26 protein-coding genes are annotated in these 23,759 nt (G+C 47.7%); 11 read left to right on the top strand and 15 right to left on the bottom strand.

Annotation, left to right across the window (positions count from 1 at the left end; genetic code table 11):
- Positions 1-18: 18 nt before the first annotated feature.
- The 3 genes from C7452_RS03625 to C7452_RS03615 all read right to left on the bottom strand — a co-directional run bounded on the left by C7452_RS03625 (position 19) and on the right by C7452_RS03615 (position 1,346).
- Complete coding sequence (locus C7452_RS03625) at positions 19-861, bottom strand: toprim domain-containing protein (protein ID WP_010876285.1); 843 nt, start codon at positions 859-861, stop codon at positions 19-21.
- Positions 862-1,044 carry a 50S ribosomal protein L37e gene (locus C7452_RS03620; protein ID WP_010876286.1) on the bottom strand — a complete coding sequence of 61 codons (183 nt, stop codon included), beginning with the start codon at positions 1,042-1,044 and terminating at the stop codon, positions 862-864.
- A 65-nt stretch (positions 1,045-1,109) separates the two neighbouring features.
- A complete protein-coding gene (locus C7452_RS03615; RefSeq protein ID WP_013295846.1) occupies positions 1,110-1,346 on the bottom strand; it encodes an LSm family protein in 237 nt (78 codons plus the stop codon).
- Positions 1,347-1,656: 310 nt separating this feature from the next.
- On the opposite strand from C7452_RS03615, the gene C7452_RS03610 reads away from it, so the two are divergent.
- From C7452_RS03610 to C7452_RS03600, 3 genes are read left to right on the top strand one after another with little or no spacing between them, the layout of a single operon-like run.
- Complete coding sequence (locus C7452_RS03610; RefSeq protein ID WP_010876288.1) at positions 1,657-2,139, top strand: DUF1947 domain-containing protein; 483 nt, start codon at positions 1,657-1,659, stop codon at positions 2,137-2,139.
- Positions 2,139-2,843, top strand: coding sequence for a 2-amino-5-formylamino-6-ribosylaminopyrimidin-4(3H)-one 5'-monophosphate deformylase (gene arfB / locus C7452_RS03605; protein ID WP_010876289.1), 705 nt, complete (start codon positions 2,139-2,141; stop codon positions 2,841-2,843). Before C7452_RS03610 ends, arfB begins: the two co-directional genes overlap by 1 nt.
- Before the next feature lie 7 nt (positions 2,844-2,850).
- Complete coding sequence (locus tag C7452_RS03600; RefSeq protein WP_115892229.1) at positions 2,851-4,962, top strand: ribonucleotide reductase N-terminal alpha domain-containing protein; 2,112 nt, start codon at positions 2,851-2,853, stop codon at positions 4,960-4,962.
- A 321-nt stretch (positions 4,963-5,283) separates the two neighbouring features.
- Here the strand turns inward: C7452_RS03600 and C7452_RS03595 are convergent, their stop codons facing one another.
- Positions 5,284-6,807: a hypothetical protein gene (locus C7452_RS03595; RefSeq protein ID WP_010876291.1), complete on the bottom strand. Its 1,524-nt coding sequence runs from the start codon at positions 6,805-6,807 to the stop codon at positions 5,284-5,286.
- Positions 6,808-7,095: 288 nt separating this feature from the next.
- Here C7452_RS03595 and C7452_RS03590 point away from each other — a divergent pair, with 288 nt between their 5' ends.
- Both C7452_RS03590 and C7452_RS03585 read left to right on the top strand, forming a co-directional pair.
- Positions 7,096-7,860, top strand: a complete 765-nt coding sequence (locus C7452_RS03590; protein WP_010876292.1) for a hypothetical protein — start codon at positions 7,096-7,098, stop codon at positions 7,858-7,860.
- A 22-nt stretch (positions 7,861-7,882) separates the two neighbouring features.
- Positions 7,883-9,151, top strand: coding sequence for an oligosaccharide repeat unit polymerase family protein (locus tag C7452_RS03585; RefSeq protein WP_048060871.1), 1,269 nt, complete (start codon positions 7,883-7,885; stop codon positions 9,149-9,151).
- 4 nt (positions 9,152-9,155) lie between these two features.
- On the opposite strand, the gene C7452_RS03580 is transcribed toward C7452_RS03585, so the two are convergent.
- From C7452_RS03580 to C7452_RS03560, 5 genes are all read right to left on the bottom strand, one after another.
- Positions 9,156-11,657 carry a DUF5814 domain-containing protein gene (locus C7452_RS03580; RefSeq protein WP_048060872.1) on the bottom strand — a complete coding sequence of 834 codons (2,502 nt, stop codon included), beginning with the start codon at positions 11,655-11,657 and terminating at the stop codon, positions 9,156-9,158.
- 25 nt (positions 11,658-11,682) lie between these two features.
- A complete protein-coding gene (locus tag C7452_RS03575) occupies positions 11,683-13,329 on the bottom strand; it encodes an AMP-binding protein (RefSeq protein WP_010876295.1) in 1,647 nt (548 codons plus the stop codon).
- Between the two features lie 17 nt (positions 13,330-13,346).
- Positions 13,347-13,751, bottom strand: a complete 405-nt coding sequence (locus tag C7452_RS03570) for an acyl-CoA thioesterase (RefSeq protein WP_048175432.1) — start codon at positions 13,749-13,751, stop codon at positions 13,347-13,349.
- Between the two features lie 11 nt (positions 13,752-13,762).
- Positions 13,763-14,335, bottom strand: a complete 573-nt coding sequence (locus tag C7452_RS03565; RefSeq protein ID WP_010876297.1) for a helix-turn-helix domain-containing protein — start codon at positions 14,333-14,335, stop codon at positions 13,763-13,765.
- A 216-nt stretch (positions 14,336-14,551) separates the two neighbouring features.
- The gene (locus C7452_RS03560) at positions 14,552-14,860 is read right to left on the bottom strand and encodes a hypothetical protein (protein WP_010876298.1); all 309 of its coding nucleotides are present in this window, start codon (positions 14,858-14,860) and stop codon (positions 14,552-14,554) included.
- Between the two features lie 119 nt (positions 14,861-14,979).
- Between C7452_RS03560 and C7452_RS03555 the strand changes: the two genes are divergently transcribed.
- From C7452_RS03555 to C7452_RS03535, 5 genes are all read left to right on the top strand, one after another.
- On the top strand, positions 14,980-16,203 hold the full coding sequence (locus C7452_RS03555) for an ammonium transporter (protein ID WP_010876299.1): 1,224 nt from the start codon (positions 14,980-14,982) through the stop codon (positions 16,201-16,203).
- 70 nt (positions 16,204-16,273) lie between these two features.
- Positions 16,274-16,612 (top strand): P-II family nitrogen regulator, encoded by a 339-nt coding sequence (locus C7452_RS03550; protein ID WP_048060873.1) that lies wholly within the window; start codon positions 16,274-16,276, stop codon positions 16,610-16,612.
- Between the two features lie 220 nt (positions 16,613-16,832).
- Positions 16,833-18,056, top strand: coding sequence for an ammonium transporter (locus C7452_RS03545; protein ID WP_048060874.1), 1,224 nt, complete (start codon positions 16,833-16,835; stop codon positions 18,054-18,056).
- 10 nt (positions 18,057-18,066) lie between these two features.
- Positions 18,067-18,405, top strand: coding sequence for a P-II family nitrogen regulator (locus tag C7452_RS03540; protein ID WP_048060875.1), 339 nt, complete (start codon positions 18,067-18,069; stop codon positions 18,403-18,405).
- A gap of 140 nt (positions 18,406-18,545) precedes the next feature.
- Positions 18,546-19,070, top strand: a complete 525-nt coding sequence (locus tag C7452_RS03535) for a hypothetical protein (protein WP_048175433.1) — start codon at positions 18,546-18,548, stop codon at positions 19,068-19,070.
- 25 nt (positions 19,071-19,095) lie between these two features.
- Here the strand turns inward: C7452_RS03535 and pdxS are convergent, their stop codons facing one another.
- Positions 19,096-19,977 (bottom strand): pyridoxal 5'-phosphate synthase lyase subunit PdxS, encoded by an 882-nt coding sequence (pdxS, locus tag C7452_RS03530; protein ID WP_010876304.1) that lies wholly within the window; start codon positions 19,975-19,977, stop codon positions 19,096-19,098.
- A gap of 151 nt (positions 19,978-20,128) precedes the next feature.
- Here pdxS and C7452_RS03525 point away from each other — a divergent pair, with 151 nt between their 5' ends.
- Positions 20,129-20,323, top strand: coding sequence for a hypothetical protein (locus C7452_RS03525; RefSeq protein ID WP_048060877.1), 195 nt, complete (start codon positions 20,129-20,131; stop codon positions 20,321-20,323).
- Here the strand turns inward: C7452_RS03525 and C7452_RS03520 are convergent, their stop codons facing one another.
- The 5 genes from C7452_RS03520 to C7452_RS03500 form a co-directional block, all read right to left on the bottom strand.
- Complete coding sequence (locus C7452_RS03520; RefSeq protein ID WP_115892227.1) at positions 20,324-21,151, bottom strand: PfkB family carbohydrate kinase; 828 nt, start codon at positions 21,149-21,151, stop codon at positions 20,324-20,326.
- Entirely contained in the window at positions 21,148-21,831 is a 684-nt protein-coding gene (locus C7452_RS03515) for a HisA/HisF family protein (protein WP_010876307.1), read from the bottom strand. Before C7452_RS03515 ends, C7452_RS03520 begins: the two co-directional genes overlap by 4 nt.
- Positions 21,832-21,976: 145 nt before the next feature.
- Positions 21,977-22,315, bottom strand: a complete 339-nt coding sequence (locus tag C7452_RS03510; protein ID WP_048060878.1) for a DUF2149 domain-containing protein — start codon at positions 22,313-22,315, stop codon at positions 21,977-21,979.
- Entirely contained in the window at positions 22,272-22,952 is a 681-nt protein-coding gene (locus C7452_RS03505; RefSeq protein WP_010876309.1) for a MotA/TolQ/ExbB proton channel family protein, read from the bottom strand. The genes C7452_RS03510 and C7452_RS03505 overlap by 44 nt, the downstream gene beginning before the upstream one ends.
- Before the next feature lie 16 nt (positions 22,953-22,968).
- Positions 22,969-23,679, bottom strand: coding sequence for a DUF2162 domain-containing protein (locus C7452_RS03500; RefSeq protein ID WP_052261160.1), 711 nt, complete (start codon positions 23,677-23,679; stop codon positions 22,969-22,971).
- Between the last annotated feature and the right edge of the window lie 80 nt (positions 23,680-23,759).

The raw sequence follows: 23,759 nt of genomic DNA, 5'->3' as shown, positions 1-23,759 counted from the left end.
CAAGAAGGTTTATCCACGTTAGGACGATTCTTCATCTTTTTCAGTGAATACCAGGGCCGATTTTATTATCCGGAGCCACTCCACCGCATCTTCCCGTGAAGGCGCCGCTATTGAGCCCTGTCCAAGGATTATACCCTCGGGTTTAATGTGATCGGTTACAAAATAAATCCTCTCAAGGTCATCGGGTTCCTCTCCAAAGGTTTCCCTCCAGAGGTCCGTGATTGAGAAGGTCTCAAGAAGTTCCTTATCTTCAAGTTCAGAAAAACGAGTTTCGAGTTTGGAGTACTCTCCCTCCAGGAGGCGGAATTTCTCCTCAAGCTGACTCAGCTCCCCCCTGAGGGATTCTATCCTTTCATTACCTGCCTCAACTTCACCCTGCAGCCGGGTATTCTCATCCCTCAGTGCAGTGTTTTCGGCAACTGTCTCATCCAGCTTCTCCCGGCACTCTTCAAGCCTCTCCTTCATGTCACTGAGGCTCCTTATGCCTGTGAGTGTCTGGAGTCCGGCCCTTATGATGGCGTTTTCTATTTCCTCCCTTATGAGGTCCGGGTCAAGGTATTCCACGTCATGACCATAGGGGAGTTTCATCCGTTCAATGTGCCCAACATGGCCCCTGAGTGCTTCCCTGAACTTATCTGCAAGTTCCCTGCCTGTCTGGTCAACATCCGTTGCTATCAGGACAATGTCAGCACCCTCAACGGCCCTGAGGGCGATCTCAAGGCTTGTTGTTGGGACTATGGATGATATGGTTATGTGGTATTTGGCGCCGAGGGACACCCTCTGAAGCGCCCTCGAGACGCTTTCAACATCAGAGGCTCCCTCAACAATTATCCGCACATCAACAGGGCCTTTATTATCCATTTATTTCAACCTTTGGCCTGTAATTTTTTTGTTCTGCCAGCTGTAGCGCCTTATTCTGCGGGATCTGCCGAAACCGCATGCAGCGCAGACCTTTTTACGTACATGATACGAGTTTTTACCGCATCTCCTGCATCTTATATGGAGATTCTTGTTACGCTTACCAAATGATGGAGTACCTTTCATGTTCTAATCCTCCTTAAAATCAGTTAATCTGTAAAGTTGATCCACCCTTCCCCTTACAATTAAATCTACGGGGATATGTACACTATGTTATCTCCACGTATAAGGACGGTTCCAAGTCTTCTTGTGACCTCTCCATCCTCCAGCTCCTCTGCATCATTCAGCACGAGGTTCATGTGGAGATCGAAGCTCTTTAGAACTCCCCTGAACTCCCTGTCACCCTTGAGTTTTATGATCACAGGGGAATTCAGTGAATTTCCAAGGGCATCGAGTGGTCTCTGTACGTTAACTCTCTGTGAACTCACATCTATCACCTATCCTAGATTAAAATTTAGCCGGATTATATTTAAATCTAACTAACGAGCTGAAAATCTTCCAATCAGATACTTCATTTTTCTATTCTACTAATATATAAGTTTTCTTGCACTGCAGTACCTCTTCAAATCCATTCCAGGGTCCGCCCTGGGATCCCCCCATCCATGAGAGATGCATGTGGTGCACGTAAAGTAGTTTAGAAATGAGCTATAGATATACTTGCAGAAGAGTTTAAATGAGTCAATGATGGTAAAGCAGATTAAGGAACAGACTGCAGACCATTCATAAAATGAACAGGGTGTGACTGTGAAGATCAGGAAGAGGTACCATATAAAGAAGAAGAAGCTCAGGGAGATACGGGGGCAGATTGGAGACTACTCCTCCCTGATACCTGAAAAGGCCACGGTTGAAATCATTGAGACTGATGATAACAACATCATACTGGTTAATGGGGAGCCACTCCTCATGTTCATTGACGACAGGGTTGTCCCGACCCTGAGGGGCGCCCTGAAGATGGAAATAGATAGGGGATATGTGGTCGTTGACATGGGGGCCGTCAGGTTCCTTGCAAACGGGGCCGATGTCATGAGCCCCGGTATAGTTGACGCCGACCCTGAGATATCTGAGAACGACACCGTCGTTGTGGTGGATGAGAGAAACCGCAGACCCCTTGCAGTGGGTATAAGCCTCATAAGTGGACCTGAAATGGTTGAAAGAGATTCAGGAAAGGCTGTTAAGACCATCCACCACATCGGAGATGCCATCTGGGAACTGGAGGTCTAGTGTTGGTTGAGCTGAACCTCGACGCCGGGAACATAATCTCAGAGGATGTCCACAGGATCGGGATACTGGCAGTGGGGTCACACCTCGAGAACCATGGCCCGGCACTCCCCATCGACACCGATGCAAAGATAGCATCCTACGTGGCCCTTGAGGCAGCCCTGAGGACCGGGGCCAGGTTCCTGGGGGTGCTCTATGCCGCCTCAGAGTTTCCCTACGTTAAACACGGCATACACATGGACAGGGATGAACTTGTTGAGAGGGAACTGAAACCTGTCCTGAGGAAGGCCAGAAGGCTTCTAAACCTTGAGGCCGCTGTAATTGTAAACGGTCACGGAGGGAACAAACTGGAGGACTGTATGGACGACCTCGAAGAGGAACTGGGCCTTGAAATCGCCTGGAACAACCGGATAGTTGAGATTGAGGGACCGCACGCAGGTAGCGGTGAACTATCCGCAGGTCTCATACTCGGTATCGCGGATCTGAGGCGCCTTGATGAATGCATACCTGAACTCTACCCTGAAATTGGAATGATAGGTCTGAAGGAGGCCCGTGAAGCCAACAGAGAAATAGATAAGGCTGCAAGGATATGTGAAAGGGATGGTGTGAACCCCGACCCTGTTCTGGGCCAGAGAATACTTGATGATGCCGTTGAAAGTGTTATATCAGATGTGAAAGAGCTCCTGAAGATTATACAGGAATTTTAGCATAAAGATGATCAGTTTAAGCACAACAGCCCTGAAGGTGCTTGAGGAGAGATACCTTCTCAGGGGTGAGGGTGGTGAGGTTGTAGAGACACCAGAGGAGATGTTCAGGAGGGTTGCGCGGGCCGTTGCATCTGCAGATGAGGCCTACGGTGATGACCCTGCAGTTGCGGAGGAGGCCTTCTACTCGGTTATGGGTAACCTTGAGTTCCTCCCAAATTCCCCGACCCTCATGAATGCAGGCACGCCCATCAACCAGCTCTCCGCCTGTTTTGTACTCCCTGTTGAGGACTCAATTGATAGTATATTCAGCTCCCTGAGGGATATGGCCATCATCCACAAATCCGGTGGGGGTGTTGGCTTCTCATTTTCAAGGTTAAGACCCAGAGGGGACATCGTCGCGTCCACAATGGGTGTTGCCTCGGGGCCGGTGTCCTTCATGAGGATATTCGATGTTGCGGTTGACGTTATAAAGCAGGGCGGGCGAAGAAGGGGCGCCAATATGGGTGTCCTCCATGTGAGCCACCCCGACATATTCAGCTTCATAGACGCCAAGTCAAGGGAGGGTCCCCTGCGGAACTTCAACCTCTCAGTCGCCGTACCTGATGAGTTCATGGATGACCGCCCGGTGGATCTGATAAACCCCAGGAACGGTGAGGTGGTTGACTCGGTAGAATCCAGGGTGATACTTAAGAGGATCGTGGAGGCAGCCTGGAGGTCTGGAGATCCCGGGATCCTCTTTGAGGACCGTATAAACCGCTACAACCCCACTCCACAACTCGGGAGGATAGAGGCAACCAACCCCTGTGTATCCGGTGACACCATTGTAATGACATCCGGGGGTCCGCGGACAGTGGCTGAACTGGAGGGCAAGCCCTTCACCGCACTTATCAGGGGCTCAGGGTACCCCTGCCCCTCAGGTTTCTTCAGGACCTGTGAACGGGACGTATATGATCTTAGAACCAGGGAGGGTCATTGCTTAAGGTTGACCCATGATCACAGGGTCCTTGTAATGGATGGTGGTCTGGAATGGCGTGCCGCCGGTGAACTTGAAAGGGGAGACCGCCTTGTGATGGATGATGCTGCAGGGGAGTTTCCGGCACTTGCAACCTTCAGAGGCCTCAGGGGCGCCGGCCGCCAGGATGTCTATGACGCCACTGTCTACGGTGCCAGTGCATTCACAGCCAATGGATTCATAGTCCACAACTGTGGGGAGCAGCCACTCCTCCCCCATGAATCATGCAATCTGGGGTCAGTTAATCTCAGCCTCATGGTAGGCCCCTCCGGTATTAACTGGGAGAAGCTCCGGAGGACCATCCATGTGGCAGTGCACTTCCTTGACAATGTGATAGACGTTAACAGCTACCCCCTCCGTCCCGTGGAGGAGATGACACTGAGAACCCGTAAGATAGGGCTGGGTGTCATGGGCTTTGCTGATATGCTGATAAAACTTGGAATACCCTACAATTCAGTGGCTGCCCTTGAGGTGGCCGGAAGGGTAATGTCATTCATATCATCTGAGGCCAGGAGGGCCTCCATGGAACTTGCCAGAGAGAGGGGATCATTCCCTGAATTTAAGGGCAGCATATGGGATATCCAGGGATTTGAGTGCATGAGGAACGCCACATTAACCACCATAGCCCCAACTGGTTCCCTGAGTATAATAGCAGGCACCAGCAGTGGAATTGAGCCCCTATTTGCCGTGTCCTTCACAAGGAACATCCTGGGAAGGAGCTTCCATGAGCTGCACCCCCTCTTTAAGACGATGGCGGGAAGACTTGATAAGAGATCCCTTGAGGCCATAGAATCCCGGGGGAGTCTGAGGGGTGTCCCCGGGGTGCCTGCGAGGATAAGGAGGCTCTTTGTGACTGCACATGAAATAGACCCTGTATTCCATGTTAAAATGCAGGCCGCCTTCCAGCGGTACGTGGACAATGCTGTATCAAAAACAGTGAATCTGCCAGCTGATTCATCACCTGCTGACGTTGAAAGGGTGTTCAGGGCCGCCCATGAGCTTGGCTGCAAAGGTGTTACTGTTTACAGGTATGGCAGTAAGGTGGATGAGGTCCTGAGGTTCCCTGAATATGCGGGTTCATGCCGTGATATGACCTGTCCTAATTAATAGAAGATTTAAAGCAGGTCCTTCATGATCACCAGTTTTTTCAAGAGCATTTCTAATTAAATTAATAGAAGATTTAAAGGTGATAAAATGGACACCAGACCTTTAAATCTTCTAAGGAGCTTCATAAGGACGCTGTACGTTGTCTCATGAAGCTCAAAATGTTACCCATCATAATATGGGCACATTTTTCATGTTTTGCATTCGCCTTATTTAAAGCTTTATCAAAATCTCCTGTAGAGCAGCATGCATGCTAATCTTTTCCCTGGCTTGAAACATCGATCTTATCGATGCTGTACTTCTCTTTGGAATATTCAACACCCCCTACAATACCCTGTATACAACGAAGTCCTGATTCTCATAGATTTTCTGAAGGTAGGGATACTCCAGATCGCTTATATTGATGCGGTTTGGGTTGTAGAATAGGAAACTGCTGGAGGCGTTGAATTTAAAATCTCCACTCGCTTTAAGTCTTTTATCAAATACAAGATAACTGATTTCCCTTTCAGTCAGCTCATCCCTTGAAGGGATCTCAGATTTCTCATATAACAGGGAATCCACAGGTCTGTTTGTATATGCCATTACAAATCCCCCAGTGAAGTAATTTGATAGGGAGATCTTACCATCTTCATTTTGACTGTTGAACCATTTTGCAAGTTCAAATTCTGAATCAGTAGGAGGAGCAATGTTTATCCTTCCATAAGCAGTCATTGCACCGTAATCGGCTACCTTTGAGCTTGAAAGGTTGTTGAAGGCCTGGAAAACGGCAAATATGAAGAGGGCTATCAGGAGAATTCTTGCAATATCCTTATTTTTATTTTTGATTGCCTCCACGACGGATATCAAGCCTGAGGATGCCAGGATTGTGAGGGGAATCATTATGTATATGAGTACCCTGTAGGTTATGACGTTAATTCCAAAGTAGTAGGACTTTGAGAGAATAAACATTGAAATTATCCATAAAAGTATGAGGCGATCCCTTAACTCAAATCTTCTGATGGCAGGTATGATGCCTGCGACAGCCAGTACCAGAACAAAATATCCAAGGGCATCGGGATATTTAAGGATACTGAGACTCCTGGAAACAGAAAGAGATGTGGCGACACCACCATGTCCAAGACTCTTAAAGTAAAATGCTGGTAGCCACCATACTGATGCAATTAATCCTGCTGTTCCAATAAGGATGGCATACCCCTTCAAAGCCCTTTTTATAACTCCAGTGTCCCTTTCAAAGTAGAATTCAGTTATCACCAGACCCGCGGTGATGAATGTGATTGCAAAAACCAGACAGAATGTTGCGGCAGGATGTATAAGTGCGACCAAACCTGTTAAACATCCTGATATGAATGATGCTATAATTTTATCATCCTTAAAAAATTCATAGAAGAAGAAAATGCTCAGAGGAAGGAATATGAGAGCCATGTTCTCAGGCAGTGATGAACCAAGCCTCATGGCAATTGAGCCAGAGAAAAGGATTAAACCAGCAAAGATGCCAACGTACTTATCTTCATATAACCTTGAAGCGACCACAGTAACTGATAAAGCAACCAGAGCTGCTAAAAATGGTTGCATTAGCCTTGCCACATCAAAGAGGTCCATTCTGAGAACATAACCTAAAACTAGAATTACTAGGTGAAAAACTGGGGGATAATTAATAATGGTTCCCGGAGCGTTGTATATAGGGTCAAAAAATGTTAAACCATTTGCCATGTAAACCTTTGAAAGGTGAATATGATAGAATATATCCCACCCTATGGGCCAAGAATACTTAAGAGTCACTGAAAGAGTTATTAAAAATATTATAATGGACGGTATGAGGTAAATAAATTTTTGATACAGATCTTTCATGGAACATCCTCCTATCGTGTCATGTACACCTTGTTAGGGCTATGTTCCACTTGAATTTAAGTTTTTTTCTGCATTCAAATTAGTCACAGAAAAACATCTGCAGAACCAAAGCGTGGTTACCACGGTAACAATAAAAGATACTCCATAAGATTAAATAGGATGATGTTAATGACCTCATTATGATAGGAGCATGTAGAGTACTGGTATTCCTTAAAAAATGAGAAAATGTTAACATGATGCTGCTCATGTCTGAAATTAAGTTCTGAAAAAGAACTTGGAGAGATAGAAATGAAAATCGGTCGATTAACAATAATAGACATTTTGATAATCCTTTTCCTGGCCTCGCTAGTTTTATATGGCTTTTTCAAAACCTCAGACATCGATTCAAACATTCAATCATTCACATTCGATTCCTCTGAAATGACTAAGGTCCAGATAAAGTACAATGATCTTTACAGTAAGGGAAAAATCATAAACAGCAAAATCCATGGATTTAATTCCTTAAAGCAGAAGAGAGAAGAAATCTATGGTGAAGTTATATGGGTGGGAACCGTTAACGGAAAGGTGGAAGTCCTCCTTGACGTTAATGGAAAGAAAATTCTTGCCGGAGGATATGATGATAAATTTGCAGATTATTACATTGATTCCATCACACTGGAAGCTGCAGGTAGTAAGAACGCCACTGACATCATTATAGAACCCCTTAAAATTAACAGAATGTCCGATTTAATTCTGGATATTCCCGGGCTAAAATATGAGCTAACAACAAATATACCCATCAGCGATGTGGATGCATCCAGATTCCAGGAACTTACAAAGGAACTGTACAGCAGAGAAAGATACGTGCCGATCACATTAAATTCCCCTAACAGCAGGATAGAAGTATTTCAGGCCACACCCGAAGCCTTGAAGGTATCTGATGAAGTCCTCGGAGATCTAAATGGTCAGACAGATTTCATCACGATAAGGGTATACAACGCCAATGAGGACGTAATAGAGAAAATAAAAGGTAAGTACTCCGTCATAAAGGTCGTTAATCTCAACAACCTATAAAATTTTGAAGGTACCGATTATTATGAGCCAGATTTATGATACAACAAGAAGACTGTGTAAAAGCTTTGAATGGAAGTTTAAGGAAGCATTTATCTTCAATTTACTCCTGGCCCTCTTCATGGGTATTGAAGAGAAATGGTTAAATAGCTTTATAAAGAGTATGTATCCTGGACATAATTTTCTCAGCTCCCTCAAAAGGAGCAGGGTACTGAAAAACCATATCTTTTCACCTCCTTCATTTATCGTGTTCTTCTCAATGTTCATGGCCCTTGCTGCCATTCCAGTCCAGAAAACATTACAGATCAATATACTGATCGGTTTTTCATGTTTTCTTCTTTTTTCAGTGATTATGCCAGGGGTGATTCTAAGGGGTGATAGGTACCTGAGATTCAGTATTGATGACATCAGATCAATGGGTTTCACTTTATTCATTATTGGATCTGCCTTTCTGGCCATAACACTAACAGACGTTGGTGGCATCCCCCTCCTGAAACCTTCCCTCAGATACCTCCTCAATCCGAAGCTAACTATCCCGGTTTATCTTATGATTCCAGGGACAGCTTTCATGTTAGCTTACATAACCGATAAGATGCAAAAAAGCGTTATAGACAGATCAACTGCAAGGTTCCGGGCCATTACTGTTTCACTGACCTGTCTTGTTATGCTGGCCCTCCTGGGATACCGGACACCCCTGGTTGCTGTAATACTCATAACCTTTATCATGGGTTATTACAGTGGATTATTCGAAATATGGGAGGTCCTGGGATCCTTCGCGGTAGCCTTAATGATAATTATGGGCATAGGTTACTTCAGATCCGTTGAGGAGTACTCATTAAGCAACCTGGGTCCGCTTACAGTTCTAAAAATGAGGGCATCATTTACAATGAGCATACTCAACAGATTATCCGCACTTGCAGGGATGACAGGTGTTATGCATGGTGATTTAACCCTCAGCATGATTCCAGGTGCAGGTAGTGGTCCGCGAGCATTGATAGGGAAGCTGGTCCTCTGGAGAACAGGTGTTACAATCACTCCAACCCTGTTCGGTCAGATGCTTGTGGAGTTTGGTACCATCGGAGTGGCATTCGGTATGAGCATCCTTGGTCTTATCCTGGGAATTGGATACAGGATAATGCAAAAAACACGAGATTCGTTTTATATCATGCTCTACTCAATCGTGATGGCATACTGTCTCATCTCAATCGAAACTGGAATCCTTGATCAGCTCGTGGTTATCTACATTTTATGTGCATTTATTATATACATCTACAACATATACCTTAACATATGATTTTCTATGCCCCCCTACCTTTTTCAATGGCCCGCACAATCCCTGAACATTCCTTCAGGTACCTCCTCCTTTTAAATGCGCTGGCGATCCTCCCTATGGATTCAAGGGCCCTGACGGTGGTATCAAGCCAGCTGAAGATATCCCCTGGGTAGGCCTGAATCTGGTATCTGGACAGAAGTCCCCTGCTTATCTCCACCGGGTCCCTGCCACTGATACGCTCTGCTATAATATGTTCAGATAATCTGCGCTGTATGCATCCACAGAATGGTCTGTCCCTGCATTCACAGGATAGGAAATCCATCTGCAAATTGAGAACAGCCTCCTGAAGTTTACTGTCAAGCTTCACAAGGTTATCCCCATCTGAGAGTATGTCGAGGGTTGAATCCGCCATCAGATTCATTGAGAACCTTGCTCCAGCTGCCCTGCTGAGGGCACGGTGCAGCCTCCCTGATAGATATGCTCCCTCAAAGGGTTCGAGCTCCAGTGCTATGTCCAGGGGTCTCCTTGAAGCCCCCTTAAGGTGGCCCCTTATGTACTCGGCATCGGTCACACCTATGAATGACTTTGAGACTGCCACCCCATAACCGGTGGCGCGGAGTCCACCATCCCTGACTATCATGCCATGGGATTCAAGGATGTCAAGGGCTCCTTCAGGGTCCAGGGGCCATGAGGGGTCTGGAGAGATTTCAGATTCAGATTTTATAGCACCTGAGGTTATATCTGCCAGGATGTTCTCAAGGACATCCTCCTCTGTGTAATTTACATCCACAGGGTCAGGTCCGCTTTCAAGGAGTTTGAGCGCCATGGCCTCCTCTGACTCGCCATCAAACTCCATTCCAACCTCTGCAAGGACATATACAACGCCACGGTCATGGTAGGAGGGTCTGCCCGCCCTTCCAAGCATCTGTGCAAATTCGTTGGGCATGAGCCACCTGTTTCCCATGAGAAGCGTTTCAAAGACTACCTGTGATGCCGGGAAATCCACTCCAGCGGCAAGTGCGGCAGTTGTAACTATTGCTGCGAGTTCCTGTGATGCGAAGGCCCTTTCTATGCGCTGCCTTTCCCTGTAGGATAAACCTGCATGGTAGGCCGCCGCCCTCACACCCCTCCGTGTCAGATAATCTGCAATGAGCCTCGTCTTTCTACGGGAATTGGTGAAGACTATCGTCTGGCCCCGGAACCCCTTTTCTGATTCTGTGGAGAACTCCCTCTCAGCAAGCCTGAGTATGAGGTTCTTCTTATCCTCCTCCCCCCTGGAGAATACGAGGTGCCTCTCAAGGGGGACAGGTCTCCTGTCATACTCAACCAGTCTAAGCCCGAACTCAGAGGCCACCTCAAGGTTGTTCTTCACGGTTGCAGAGAGTGCGATTATCTGGGCATCAGGAAAGAGTCTTCTTATGCGCTTTATCATTCCCTTGAGCCTTGAACCCCTCTCCTCATCCTCAAGGGTGTGGATCTCATCAATGACAACCACACCAACATCCCCCAGGATGCCAGACCTCCCTGCCCTCAGGATGTAGTCCATCCCCTCATAGGTTCCGACCACTATATCGGCTTTGCTAACATCTGTCTCCGGAATTCTGAGTTCATCTCTTGCCCTTATGCGACTCATACCGACCTTTATGGCTGTTTTGAGTTTTAGGGGTGAGTACCTCCTTCTGAAGTCCCGGTACTTCTGGTTCGCAAGGGCCACCAGTGGCGTGAGGTATATGAATTTTTCACCACCCAGGGCCCTGGGTATGCCTGCAAGTTCAGCTATGAGGGTCTTTCCGCTAGCAGTTGCAGATACAACCATGAGGTCCTCCCCCTCCAGGAGCCCCGCATCCACTGCAAGGACCTGTACAGGTCTGAGAACCGTGTTACCCTCCCTTTTAAGCATCCTCTTAAATTTTTCCGGTACTGCAAGTTTATCAAGAGGGACGCGGGGGGTCCTCTCTGATTCCGATGTCACGGTGTCATAGCGGGTCAGTTCATGGTTCTCGAGAGGGTCAAAGCGGGGGGACATCATCTCCAGTATCTTATCAAGGCTTACACCACGCCTTATAAGTCTCCTGAAGTTTCTGAATGTTGATCCGTCCATGCCTGCAAATTTAAGCTCCCTCTTTATGAGCTCATCAACGCATCTTGAACATATGATCTGACCTGCGTGCACCGTCGATGACCTTGAACTTACAACTGTCAGATAGCCCTCATGGAGGCAGTGCTGGCATACCCTTGCATACCTGTAGCTGATGCCGTAGGATGAGAGTAGATCCTCAATTTCCGGGTCACGTCCTGTTAAAATAACAGCCTGCTTCTTCAGTATCTTAAGGGCCTCTGATGGTTTCCTGAGGGTTTCACGTTCACCCTTCTCAACCGTGAACCTTGATATCCTCGGTCCTGCTTCTGTGCTCCTGATTTTTAGTCTGCCCCAGTAAGCAGGTTTTCTGCGTGTGTTGAGGATCTTCTTTGGGTTTCCTGCCGGTATAAAATCAACGGACCTTTTCCTTCTGTTTAAAACTATCATTATATCTCTCAAAAAAATTAAAAAATCAGGGCTGCTCCTTCTTCTTGAGGAGCTCAACCGCCATCTCCCTCAATTTGAACTTCTGGACCTTCCCGCTTGCAGTGAGGGGGAACTCGTCCACAAAGAAGACGTGCTTTGGAACCTTGTATCTTGCTATTCTCTGGATGGCATAGTCCCTCACGTCCTCCTCCAGGATATCTGCACCGTCCTCCCTTATGATGAAGGCTCCTACTATCTCCCCGTACTTCTCGTCGGGTATACCCACCACCTGCACGTCCTTTACACCCGGCATTGTGTGGAGGAACTCCTCGATCTCCCTGGGGTAGATGTTCTCACCTCCCCTTATGATCATGTCCTTTATTCTGCCCACGATGGAGTAGTAGCCGTCCTCATCCATAACCGCCAGGTCACCGCTGTGGAGCCATCCATCCTCATCGATGGCCTCTGCTGTCATCTCAGGCATCTTGTAGTATCCCTTCATGACGTTGTAGCCGCGGCAGCATATCTCACCGGGTTCTCCGGGTCCGAGTTCCTCTCCTGTTTCAGGGTCGACTATCTTGACCTCAATGTGGGGGAGGGGTGTCCCAACGGTCTCGACGCGCTTCTCGATGGGGTCGTCCACACTGGTCTGTGTGAAGACAGGTGATGCCTCTGTGAGGCCGTAGGCTATTGTGACCTCCTTCATGTTCATGTCATTCATGACACGCTTCATGGCCTCTATCGGGCAGGGTGACCCTGCCATGATACCCGTGCGCAGTGAGGAGAGGTCGAACATGTCAAACATTGGGTGGGTGAACTCTGCTATGAACATTGTTGGAACTCCGTAGAGTGCGGTGCACCTCTCCTTTTCAACAGCTGCAAGGACGAGGAGGGGGTCGAAGAGCTCTATCATCACCAGTGTGCCCCCGTGGGTGAGGAGGGCAAGGACACCCAGGACTATGCCGAAGCAGTGAAAGAGGGGTACCGGCAGGCATAGCCTGTCCTCCTCTGTGAACCTCTGTCTTTCCCCTATGTAGTAACCGTTGTTGAGTATGTTCCTGTGGGTGAGCATTACCCCCTTGGGGAATCCTGTGGTGCCTGAGGTGTACTGCATGTTGATAACATCGGTGTTTTTGAGGGTTGACATCACCGTCCTTAGCTCGGTGTCAGGGACGTGTTTTCCGAGGAGCATCAGTTCATTGGTGTTGTACATACCCCTGTGCTTCTGAGCACCGATGTATATTACGCTTCGAAGTTCAGGGAACCTTTCACTCCTGAGGTGGCCCCTCTCATGGGTCTTGAGTTCAGGTACCAGTTCATAGAGTGTCTGTACATAGTCAACATCCCTGAAGCCGTCTATTATGGCTAGGGCCTTCATATCGGACTGTTTCATGACGTATTCCAGTTCATGACTCTTATATGCTGTGTTGACCGTTACAAGGACCGCCCCTATCTTTGCAGTTGCGAACAGGAAGGTGAGCCAGTCAGGTACATTGGTTGCCCAGATACCAACGTGGTCCCCCTTCCCGATGCCAATAGATAGGAGGCCCTTCGCAAGGAGGTTGACCCTTTCATTGAATTCTCTGTAGGTGAAACGCAGGTCCCTGTCGGGGTATACTATGAATTCCTTATCAGCGTACCTTTCAACCTGTTTCTCGAAGAATTCCCCTATTGTATCTTCAGTGAAAACCATAAATCCACCCTTATAAGTTAATCTTCCTCCACGAGGTGCTCCTCAAGCTGCTTCCTTATCTCGGGAGGTATAGGCTTCTTTCTCTGCTCTATGAAGTCATAGTGGACAAGGACGGCCTTGCCCCGTGCCTTGAGTTCCCCATCCTGCCATGCCTCATGCCCTATTGTGAAGGAGGAGTTTCCGATGTGGGTTATGTAACTCCTTATCTCAACGTCACTTCCATAGTACATCTGGGCCAGGAAGTCGAACTCCGTCCTCACGAGTATGAGCTTCCACTTCTCATAGCTGAGGTCGAGGTCGGGCGTGAACATCCTGAATATCGGGTTCCTGCCCTTTTCGAACCAGACCGCGAGAACTGTGTTGTTGACATGCCTGAGACCGTCTATATCCCCGAAGCGGGGTGTTACTGTGATTTTGAACATTCTATCATCAACTAGAATGGTGTGTAGACGACTGCAAGTATCCTTGCATTTTCCTCGCCGGCTGCATGGAGGTGGTGGGGTACCACGGAGTCATAGTAGATGCTGTCACCCTCTGATAGAAGGTAGCGGTCCTGTCCATAGATAACCTCTATTTCACCCTCAAGGACGTATATGAACTCCTCACCCTCATGGGATGATAGTTTGAAGTCATCGGTGTGGAGTTCCACGTCGATTATGAAGGGTTCCATGTGCCTGTCACCTTTACCTGCGCCGAGGGAGTGGAAGCTGAGGTTGCTGGTGTCTGTCTTCTCCTCATAGCCTGAGAAGTGTATCACCCTCTGGGTTTTACCCTTCCTCACTATGACCGGTTCGTCCTGGACCCTGTCATCAAGGAGGGTGCCGAGCCTCACACCAAGGGTTCTTGAGATCTTTATGAGGGGTGTGAGTGATGGTATAATGTCCCCTTCCTCTATTTTCTTTATGAGTTCCGCATTAACCCCGCTTCTTTCTGCGAGCTCATCTACTGTTATGTTCTGGTTATCTCTGAGCTGTTTTATTCTCTCTCCCACTGTGTTTTCCGGCACGTGATCACCTTAACATTATGGTAAGCTGTATCTATTATCTAAAATCTCAGTTTAAAAAAATTGCTGTTTAAAAATGTGCAGAGCATCAGCATATGCATGACGAACTGTTAAGTAATCTCCTAAATGATCTCCGGTTATCTGAAAATATGTCAATGTTCACATCCCTGCAGAGATGCAACCATTCCATGTAATATCTGAGGGGGTAATGGATTCGTATCAATCCTGGTTACGGTTAAATGGCGTGGAGGACCGGTTGGTTCTATTGTCAATGTAGACAGTGACATCGCTGGTGTTGGTTATATTGGTTGTGTTATTCAGCACATGCTTCCTGAGGGTTACCGGTTCAAAGCCAGGGTTTCCCATGGTCTGTATCTTTTCTTCGGAGGGAAGGATGTCAGTGGGTAGCTCAACTGCAAAGGATGGCTTTAGAAGTATACACATGGTCGATGAAAACCCGTAGGCAATTAAAGCTATCATGAGGATCGCGAAAAGCCTTCCCTTCTTTGTTGAGTTCAATGGTAACACCTCTCTACTTTTTTTATTCTCATGATATTTATAATGTTGGTAGATTTTCGGAAGTAGGTTACCGGCATCCTTATATTGGTGATTGCAGATATGTTAGGCACATCCAAAAGGAGAGTGATATGATGCTAAATTCAGGTGATACAGCATGGATGTTGATCTCAACTGCACTCGTGATACTAATGACGGTGCCAGGGGTTGCTATGTTCTATTCTGGTTTAACAAAACGTGAGAATGTTCTGAACACCATCTTTCTATCATTTGTTTCCCTTGGCATTGTGAGTCTGCTCTGGTTTCTGTTTGGATATGGTCTAATATTCGGCGGGGATGTTTCAGGGATCATAGGATCCCATCAGGTGGGCATCAGCCTTATTAATTTAGGGTCTGCTTCAAAATATGCTCCAACAATCCCCGAAGGACTCTTTGCAATTTTTCAGATGACCTTTGCTGCAATAACAGTTGCCCTGATTTCTGGCGCTGTGGTGGAAAGGATCAAATTCTCGTCATGGATACTGTTCATCCCCCTCTGGTTTGCACTCGTATATGTACCCGTGGCCCACTGGGTATGGGGCGGAGGATTCCTGCAGAACCTTGGTGTTCATGATTTCGCAGGGGGAATTGTGGTGCACATCACCAGTGGCATAGCCGCCCTTGCCCTTGCCCTTGTTACTGGTCCAAGATATGACCAGAAACTGATGCCACATCACCTTGGATATTCTGTTATAGGTACCGGTCTTCTCTGGTTTGGCTGGTTTGGATTCAACGCCGGTTCAGCCCTCTCTGCCGGATCCCTTGCAGCTAACGCCATGATAGTGACAAACACCTCTGCAGCGGCGGGTATGATAGGATGGATCCTCATGGATAGACTTAAAACCGGAAAACCAACACTTCTTGGCGCTCTTTCTGGAGCAGTTGCAGGCCTGGCATCAATAACACCTGCAGCAGGTTTTGTGGATATAGGTGCCTCCATTGTCACCGGACTTGTGGCAGCTGTTATATGTTATCTTGCAGTTTCATGGCTGAAGCCAGCTGCTGGATATGATGATGCGCTTGATGTATTTGGGATTCACGGTGTTTCAGGGATCATAGGAACCCTTGGAGTTGGTTTATTTGCAGTTCCAGCCCTAAACCCATCTTTGACCTCAGGAGGTCTTTTAACTGGAAGCACATCCCTTCTTGTCAGTCAGCTGATTGGTGTTGTCACCGTCACTGTCTACACCTTCGTCGTTACATATATCCTTGCGATGCTGCTGATGAAATTTAAGGGGCTCCGTGTTGAAAGGGAAGAGGAAATTCAGGGACTTGACATAAATCTCCATGAGGAAACAGGTTACAGACTGACATGAACACAGATTTAAACATGGTTCACAGAAGTACTTATAAGAAATCCGGTTAAGGATATTTAAGGTGAAGACCATGAGGAAAATCACAGCAATTATCAGAAGGGAGAAACTTGAGGATGTTAAGGATGCTCTGGAGCTTATGGGAATCCACGGGATGACGGTTTCAGATGTGAAGGGAAGGGGTCAGCAGATGGGTATCCGGGAGAGCTACCGTGGAATGGACTACTGTGTTGATCTCCTCCCAAAGGTTCAGCTTGAGATCGTGGTTGATTCAGAGGACCTTGAAAGGACTGTTGAGGCGATATCTGAAAATGCCAGGACCGGGGATGTGGGTGATGGAAAAATCTTTGTAACCGATGTAATTGATGTTGTTAGGATAAGGACAGGTGAACACGGCAGAGATGCCATCTAGGAAATTAAACAATTATTTTTATTTAACATATTTCAGTAATTGAGGTTATTATCTAAACTTGTTTTACTCAGCATACATTTATCTGAAACTATATCCGAAAGATTTATATATCAGCATCATCTTACTCTCATTGTCGGAAGTTACCTTCCTATTTCCGACTATGATATAAATTGTTGGAGAGAAAAAATATAATTAAGAACAATATATGGAGATGACTCTGATGGATGCGGTCTTAAACTCCGGTGACACTGCCTGGATGCTGGTATCAACAGCCCTGGTAATGCTGATGACGGTTCCAGGCGTGGCACTATTCTACGGGGGTTTAACAAAAAAGGAAAACGTGCTGAACACCATGTTCCTATCCCTGATAGCCTTCGCAGTGACGAGCATAATATGGGTACTCTACGGCTATCAGTTCGCCTTTGGAGCTGACATAATGGGGTTCATAGGAAGTCCAGTGAACCTGCTGATGAACGGGGTCGGTGTTAACACTGCTGCTGCACTGGCACCAACAATACCAGACTTCCTCTACATAGCATTCCAGTTAACATTCGCAGCAATAACGGTTGCACTCATATCCGGTGCCGTCGTTGAAAGGATGAAGTTCTCAGCCTGGCTGGCATTCATTGTGCTCTGGGTGAGCCTGGTCTACGTGCCGGTGGCCCACTGGGTATGGGGCGGAGGATTCCTGGCGCAGCTCGGTGCCCTGGACTTCGCAGGCGGTACTGTGGTTCACATCAACTCAGGTGTTGCAGCACTCGCACTCGTCTACCTCCTCGGTAAGAGAAAGGACACGAGACTTCTGCCACACAACCTGGGATACTCAGTGATAGGTGCTTCACTGCTCTGGTTCGGCTGGTTTGGATTCAACGCCGGTTCAGCACTCACGGCAGGTGGACTTGCAGCATCAGCCTTCCTGGTGACCAACACTGCGGCGGCTGCTGGTATGGTATCATGGGTTATAATGGACTACCTCAAGGTGGGTAAACCCACAGTACTCGGCGGAATATCCGGTGCAGTTGCTGGCCTCGTCGCCATAACACCTGCAGCAGGTTTCGTAACTGTACCTGCAGCCCTCATCATAGGCCTTGTCACGAGCGTAATATCATACCTTGCAGTATCATACCTCAAACCAAGGCTTGGATACGACGATGCCCTGGACGTCTTCGGAATACACGGCATGTCAGGTATATGGGGCTCAGTGGCAACAGGCCTCTTTGCAGCGCCATTCATCAACGAACTGGGAACAGGCCTCATATACGGAAACCCTGGACAGCTGACAGCACAGGTGATAGCCGTGGCAGTTGTGGCTGCCTACTCCTTCGTGGTGACACTGATCATCGGCAAACTCCTGGACTTCACCGTTGGTCTGAGGGTGAGCGGTAAGGAGGAGATGGAGGGCCTTGACACCCACCTGCATGAGGAGACAGGCTACAGGATCTGAGGTGATTTTCATGAAGGAAATAGTGGCCATAATAAGACCTGAAAAACTGGAGGAAGTTAAAAACGCCCTTGAAGCTGCAGGGTGCCACGGTATGACTGTGACAGAGGTCAGAGGACGGGGGAGACAGCTCGGTATAACAGAAAGTTACCGTGGGAGGGACTACAGGATAGACCTCCTCCCCAAGACAAAGATCGAGATAGTGGTGAATGATGAGGACGTGGACACCGTGGTTGAAACAATAGTTAAAAGCGCCCAGACCGGAGACATAGGGGACGGAAAAATATTCATATCAGGGGTAGATGAGGTTGTGAGAATAAGAACCGGTGAAAGTGGAAAAAAAGCTGTTTAATTTTTTAATTCATTGCTTTCATTTTTTAAAAACTACTTAATCCCACCCTATTTTTCTTTTCAGGTTTTAAATTAAAGAACTATTTAATTACATATAAATACATGGAAACCCCAAGTAAGTATCAGATCTGGGGTGGGGATTTGAAGGGACATGTTATGTTTATTACAGTAATAGCATCTGTTTTTTTACTTGGAGTTGTATCTGCGGACACAGGGAATAACACGACAAACACTACTACTTCACTGAATACAACTGCAGTAGAACCCCTTGCGAGTGGTATCCAGATTTCTGTAACACCCACAGCCCTCAACCTTGGCACCGTGGACCCCGATGGTCTTGAGAGAGCATATTACTCCATAACAGATGTATCTATAAGAACAAGCGGCGGGATCCTGAGGGTCTCTGTAAGGGCCAGTGGCGACCTCATAAGTATCAACAACAGCTCAAACAGAATACCACTCTTAAACCTCAAATACAGCATAAAATATGATGGCCCCTACGGGCCCATAGATGTTCCAAAGAGAAGCTTCACAACAAGATACTACACTTTCTGGACCTACAGAGGCTCAGTTAATATAAAAATCCCTGTAAATTATTATCTGACTGTGCCGCCCTATACAGACCCCGGAACATACAGGGTAACTGTCACCTACAGGGCCCTTTAAAGATTAAAAATAATAAAGGATGGATTTACCATCCTCTATCCTGCATTCTGCCCTCTTCAGGGATTTCGCTGATTTCCAGCCCCCTCATTGCTGTTCCAAGTCCCCTTGAAACCTCTGCTATAACCTCAGGGTCATCATAGTGGGCTGTGGCCTCAACTATGGCTCGGGCATACCCCTCAGGGTTGTCTGATTTGAATATACCTGAACCAACAAAGACACCGTCGGCTCCAAGCTGCATCATGAGGGCCGCATCTGCAGGTGTTGCAACCCCCCCGGCTGCAAAGTTAACCACAGGAAGCTTTCCAAGTTTCGCTGTTTCCCTGACAAGTTCAAGGGGGGCCTCAATCTTTCTTGAAACCTCCCAGAGCTCCTCTTCCTCCTTGTTCTGGATCTCCCTGATCTCACTCATCATTATCCTCATGTGCCTAACTGCCTCAACGATGTTGCCTGTTCCTGGTTCCCCCTTGGTCCTTATCATGGCGGCCCCCTCATCTATCCTTCTGAGGGCCTCTCCAAGGTTCCTTGCACCGCAGACAAATGGTACAGTGAATTTCTTCTTGTCTATGTGGAACCTCTCATCAGCAGGTGTCAGGACCTCACTCTCATCTATCATGTCAACTCCTAGGGCCTCGAGGACCTGGGCCTCCACGAAGTGTCCTATCCTGACCTTGGCCATGACCGGTATGGACACCGCATCCATTATCTCCTGGACCTTGTTTGGATCAGCCATCCTTGCAACTCCACCTGAAGCCCTTATATCAGCAGGTACCTTTTCAAGGGCCATGACAGCGACTGCTCCTGAATCCTCTGCAATTGCTGCCTGTTCAGCGTTGACAACGTCCATTATAACGCCGCCCTTGGTCATCTTTGCAAATCCCTTCTTGAGTACTTCTGTACCATGCAGCATGATAAATCTCCTCCATCAGAATGATCATTATTATCTTTGAAAATAAAGGGTTAAATATCTATTGCAGCAGTTCATGGCACCGGTATGCACAAGGTATTTAAGAATCCCCACCATATAATTCACAGTTAAAAAAAGCGTGTTAGTGATTCAAATGGTTGCTGGAACATTCACCGGATCTGTGATCTACTCCCATGCAATACCTGCACTTATGGGATTCCTGAGCATGATTCTGATATGTAATGGTGTTATGGATGATAACCGGGACCAGGTCCTTGCAGGTGTGGGCATATTCTTTGCAGCCGGACTCTTACCCTTCATCATCCTGCCCTTCATCCTGGGAATCTAGTCAGATTTCACCCTCAAGTTTTCTTGTGGCCATTAGGGATGCAAACCTTCCAGCCGCCTCCGGCCCCACCATTCTTCTGGCATGTACATAGGCTGCCATGTAGGTATCCCCCAGGCCCGTGGGGTCAAGTTCTCTCACAGCCCTCACAGCCCTTATCCTTGTTCTGGAGCCGCCATGGCAGATGACTGAACCCCTCCTGCCGCATGTTACCACCGCCTCAGGGGTATGCTCAGCCAGCATACGCAGAGCCCTCAGAGGGTTATCTGAGATTGTCCCGAGTTCATTCACATCAAGGAATACACCATCCCCTGCCTCCATGACCCTCCATATGTGCCCTGCATGTTTCAGTATTACACTCCTTCCCTGAGGGTGCCTGAGGTAACCCTGGAGTCCTGTGTAGAGCCTGTACCTTTCACCCAGGAATTCCAGGGTCCTGAGGGGTATGTCTGATGGGAGGAGGGGTCCTGCGAGCACTGCAGTCCAGTCCAGTGATGCAAGGCCTTCAAGGTCCTCCACCTCTATGGGGTTTTCAGCAAAGTTTGACCTCTGAGTCCTTCCTGCAGTATCCCCGTTGGAGTAGATATTTTCAAATTCAACTGTACGGTCATGGTATACAGGCACAATCCTTGTTTTATCCGGGAATTCCTCAAGAAGTTCGGAGTCATCCTCTGAGATGGTCACAAGGGCTGTGTGACGGACTCCAAGGTGGGACAGGAGTCTTGAGTAGTAGTAGACCGCACCACCAGCCTTCACCTCATGGGAGTCCCCTCTCACTATATGGTCCCTGCTTACCGGACCGATAAGGAGGTAACCTTCCCCTGAGCTCACCCGGGCCTCACCATCCCTTCATGGAGTGCCCTTCCAACAAGAGCCGCCCTGACACCCATAGCCTCAAGTTCAGGTATCTCCTCAGGGAGAACACCACCCCCGGGTATTACACGCTCGATAAGGGGTCTGAAGAGTTCAAGGAGTTCCCTGTTGAAACCAGAGGATGTACCGACGGACCCGATATCCAAGAGGATTATGTCTACTTCATATCCCATCAGGAGGTCCCTTAATTCCTCAAGTCCAATCTCAAGGTTTCTTGAGTGGAGCCTCATGTCCTTAACGTCCACGCTGACAACGGTCCTCTCAGGAGGATAGTTCCTGAGGATCTCCTCCAGCTCCTCTGTGCTCTCAAGGGTCTCCGTTGCAACAACGACCCTTGATGCGAATTCAAGCATGAAGTGGAAGGTTTCGAGATCCCTGACACCGGCATCAAGGATCACGGGGAGGACATGGTTCACCCTCCTCACTGCCTCAAGGTTTGATCCTGTGCCCTCGATGGCATCGAGGTCCGCTATGTAGATTGACCTTGCACCTGCTGCCCTGAGGGATAGTGCAATGTTAACTGGATCCGGTGACGGTGAATATACTGACTCCAGGGGCCTGTATTTTTCACGTTCACCGGATTTGCCGGATACCGCGATACCATCCATTAAATCAATAACAGGTATGATCTCAAGCATCGGTATAACTCCTGACTAGCTCAATTCTGAATATTTTATGTGTATGGAATACTTAAAGCTTCATGTAAATAGCAGGGATCTAAAAAATAGGGGTCTACAATAAAAAGAGCAGTACTTGCTGTGGAAATAAGTGAAAGGCGGTCCATTATCCCTGGACCATTATGAGTTTACCTGTCTTGGGGTCACGGTAGACTGTTCCCATCTCAACGTATCCCTGACCCGAACCCGAAGTGGTCTGTGGAGTGTCGTTAAGTTCCTGACCCTTCTGGACCTCAACAGCCTTTTTCATGGCCTCCATGGTCTCCTGTCTCTCCTGGGGAGTCATATCTGCAAATACAACGTTCTGCATGTTCCATGAGAGTACCAGGAATATCAGGAAACCGACTGAGAGTACCAGCATGGCGTCAACCAGGTTGGCGCTTCCAGCCATGGGGTCCTCTTCATTTTGATCCGAGAGGAGCCTTCGCCGGCGTCTGAGTGGCATTATCCATCACCTCCAGCACTGCCTCGGCCATTGTCTCAAGATTTGAGAGGTACTCCTCATACCATCTTCTCCTGACCTTGGAGATGATGTATGCTATACCCCCTGATGCAAGTCCCACAACTGTTGTATCGAAGGCTATGATGATGGCCTGGGCCAGTGTATTGATGTCACCTGCCCCGAGGGCTGCGAGTCCTGGACCCATGGGTATGAGTGTCCCCATCAGTCCAAGGGTTGGGCCGAGTCTGGTTACAATGTCTGTCTTCTCAAGGCTCTTGGCAGCCCTGAGTTCCTCATTCTCTATCAACTTCCTTGCGAGGGCCTCCCTTGATTTTGGTCCGAGTTCAGCTGTCCCTGCGATATCAGTGAGCACGGCCTTCTGGCTCTGTGGTATGTCCATCGAATCGACGACCTCAATTATCTTTTCAGGGGTTCCTGGGTTTGAAATTGATTTTATTGCCGATTCAAGTTCCTTAACATCAGTCCTTATCCTTCCAGAGTACTCTGATATGAGCCCTCCGAGGGTCACTATGGCGTATACCATGAATAACAGTAGACCTGCTATAACCGGTATGAGGAGGCTCTGGGAGACAACGTGTAGTGCACCGCTCAGTATCTCACTGCCGGGTACTGCAACCATATCATATCACCTCTTTCTATTCTATGAATGTGCTTTTTCTCTTGTTAAGGTATATTCCAAGCCCCATCAGCGCGAGGGTTCCAAGGACGACGTATATTATTGTGTCTATCCCCGGCACCGTGAGGGGTGTCATCTTCATGCTCATGACGCTGTTCACGTTGGGGAGCACGATGGCAGCTGTCAGGAAGTATAGACCAGCGAAGAGCATGAAGTTTCCAAGTAGAACCGGGTATGGTTTCTTGATGGCGGCTGCGATCCCGTTGGCAAATACATAGAAGAAACCTATGAATGCTGCAAGGATTATTCCTGAGTACTTGCCAAGTGTAACCGCAGATACTCCTATTATCGGTGATACCAGAATTATGCTGACGATGACCGCCCCGAAACAGCAGGGGCAGGGTGCAACCATAGCCACACATGCAGTCTTTGCTGTGTCACGCCTGTGTTCTTTCCACTCACGGAGAGTGTGGACACCTGCGAATATGAGAATGGCTGCCATTATGATTGTTATGAGCGAACTGTAGGTGTTGAAGAAGCCCTGAACCGAGTTCATGTAGGCATTTGCCAGTGCTGAAAGGGCATAAATCCCTAGACCGTAACCTGCGGTTATTAGGGCCGCCATCTTCCTTGATAGGCCTGCAAAGCCCATTGCCAGTCCAATCTTCACACCGAATATCAGGAGAACCGATAGGATTCCTGCCTGCCACAGTAGATTTGCAATGTCCATGATCCACACCTTCCACCTTCAAGTTTTGTGATAATTAGTATATAAATTAAATTATTACAGTTCCCTAAATTAAACGCCAA

This window comes from Methanothermobacter defluvii, from assembly GCF_003385755.1.
Taxonomy (GTDB): Archaea; Methanobacteriota; Methanobacteria; order Methanobacteriales; family Methanothermobacteraceae; genus Methanothermobacter; species Methanothermobacter thermautotrophicus.
This window is presented reverse-complemented; position numbering and strand designations above follow the sequence as displayed.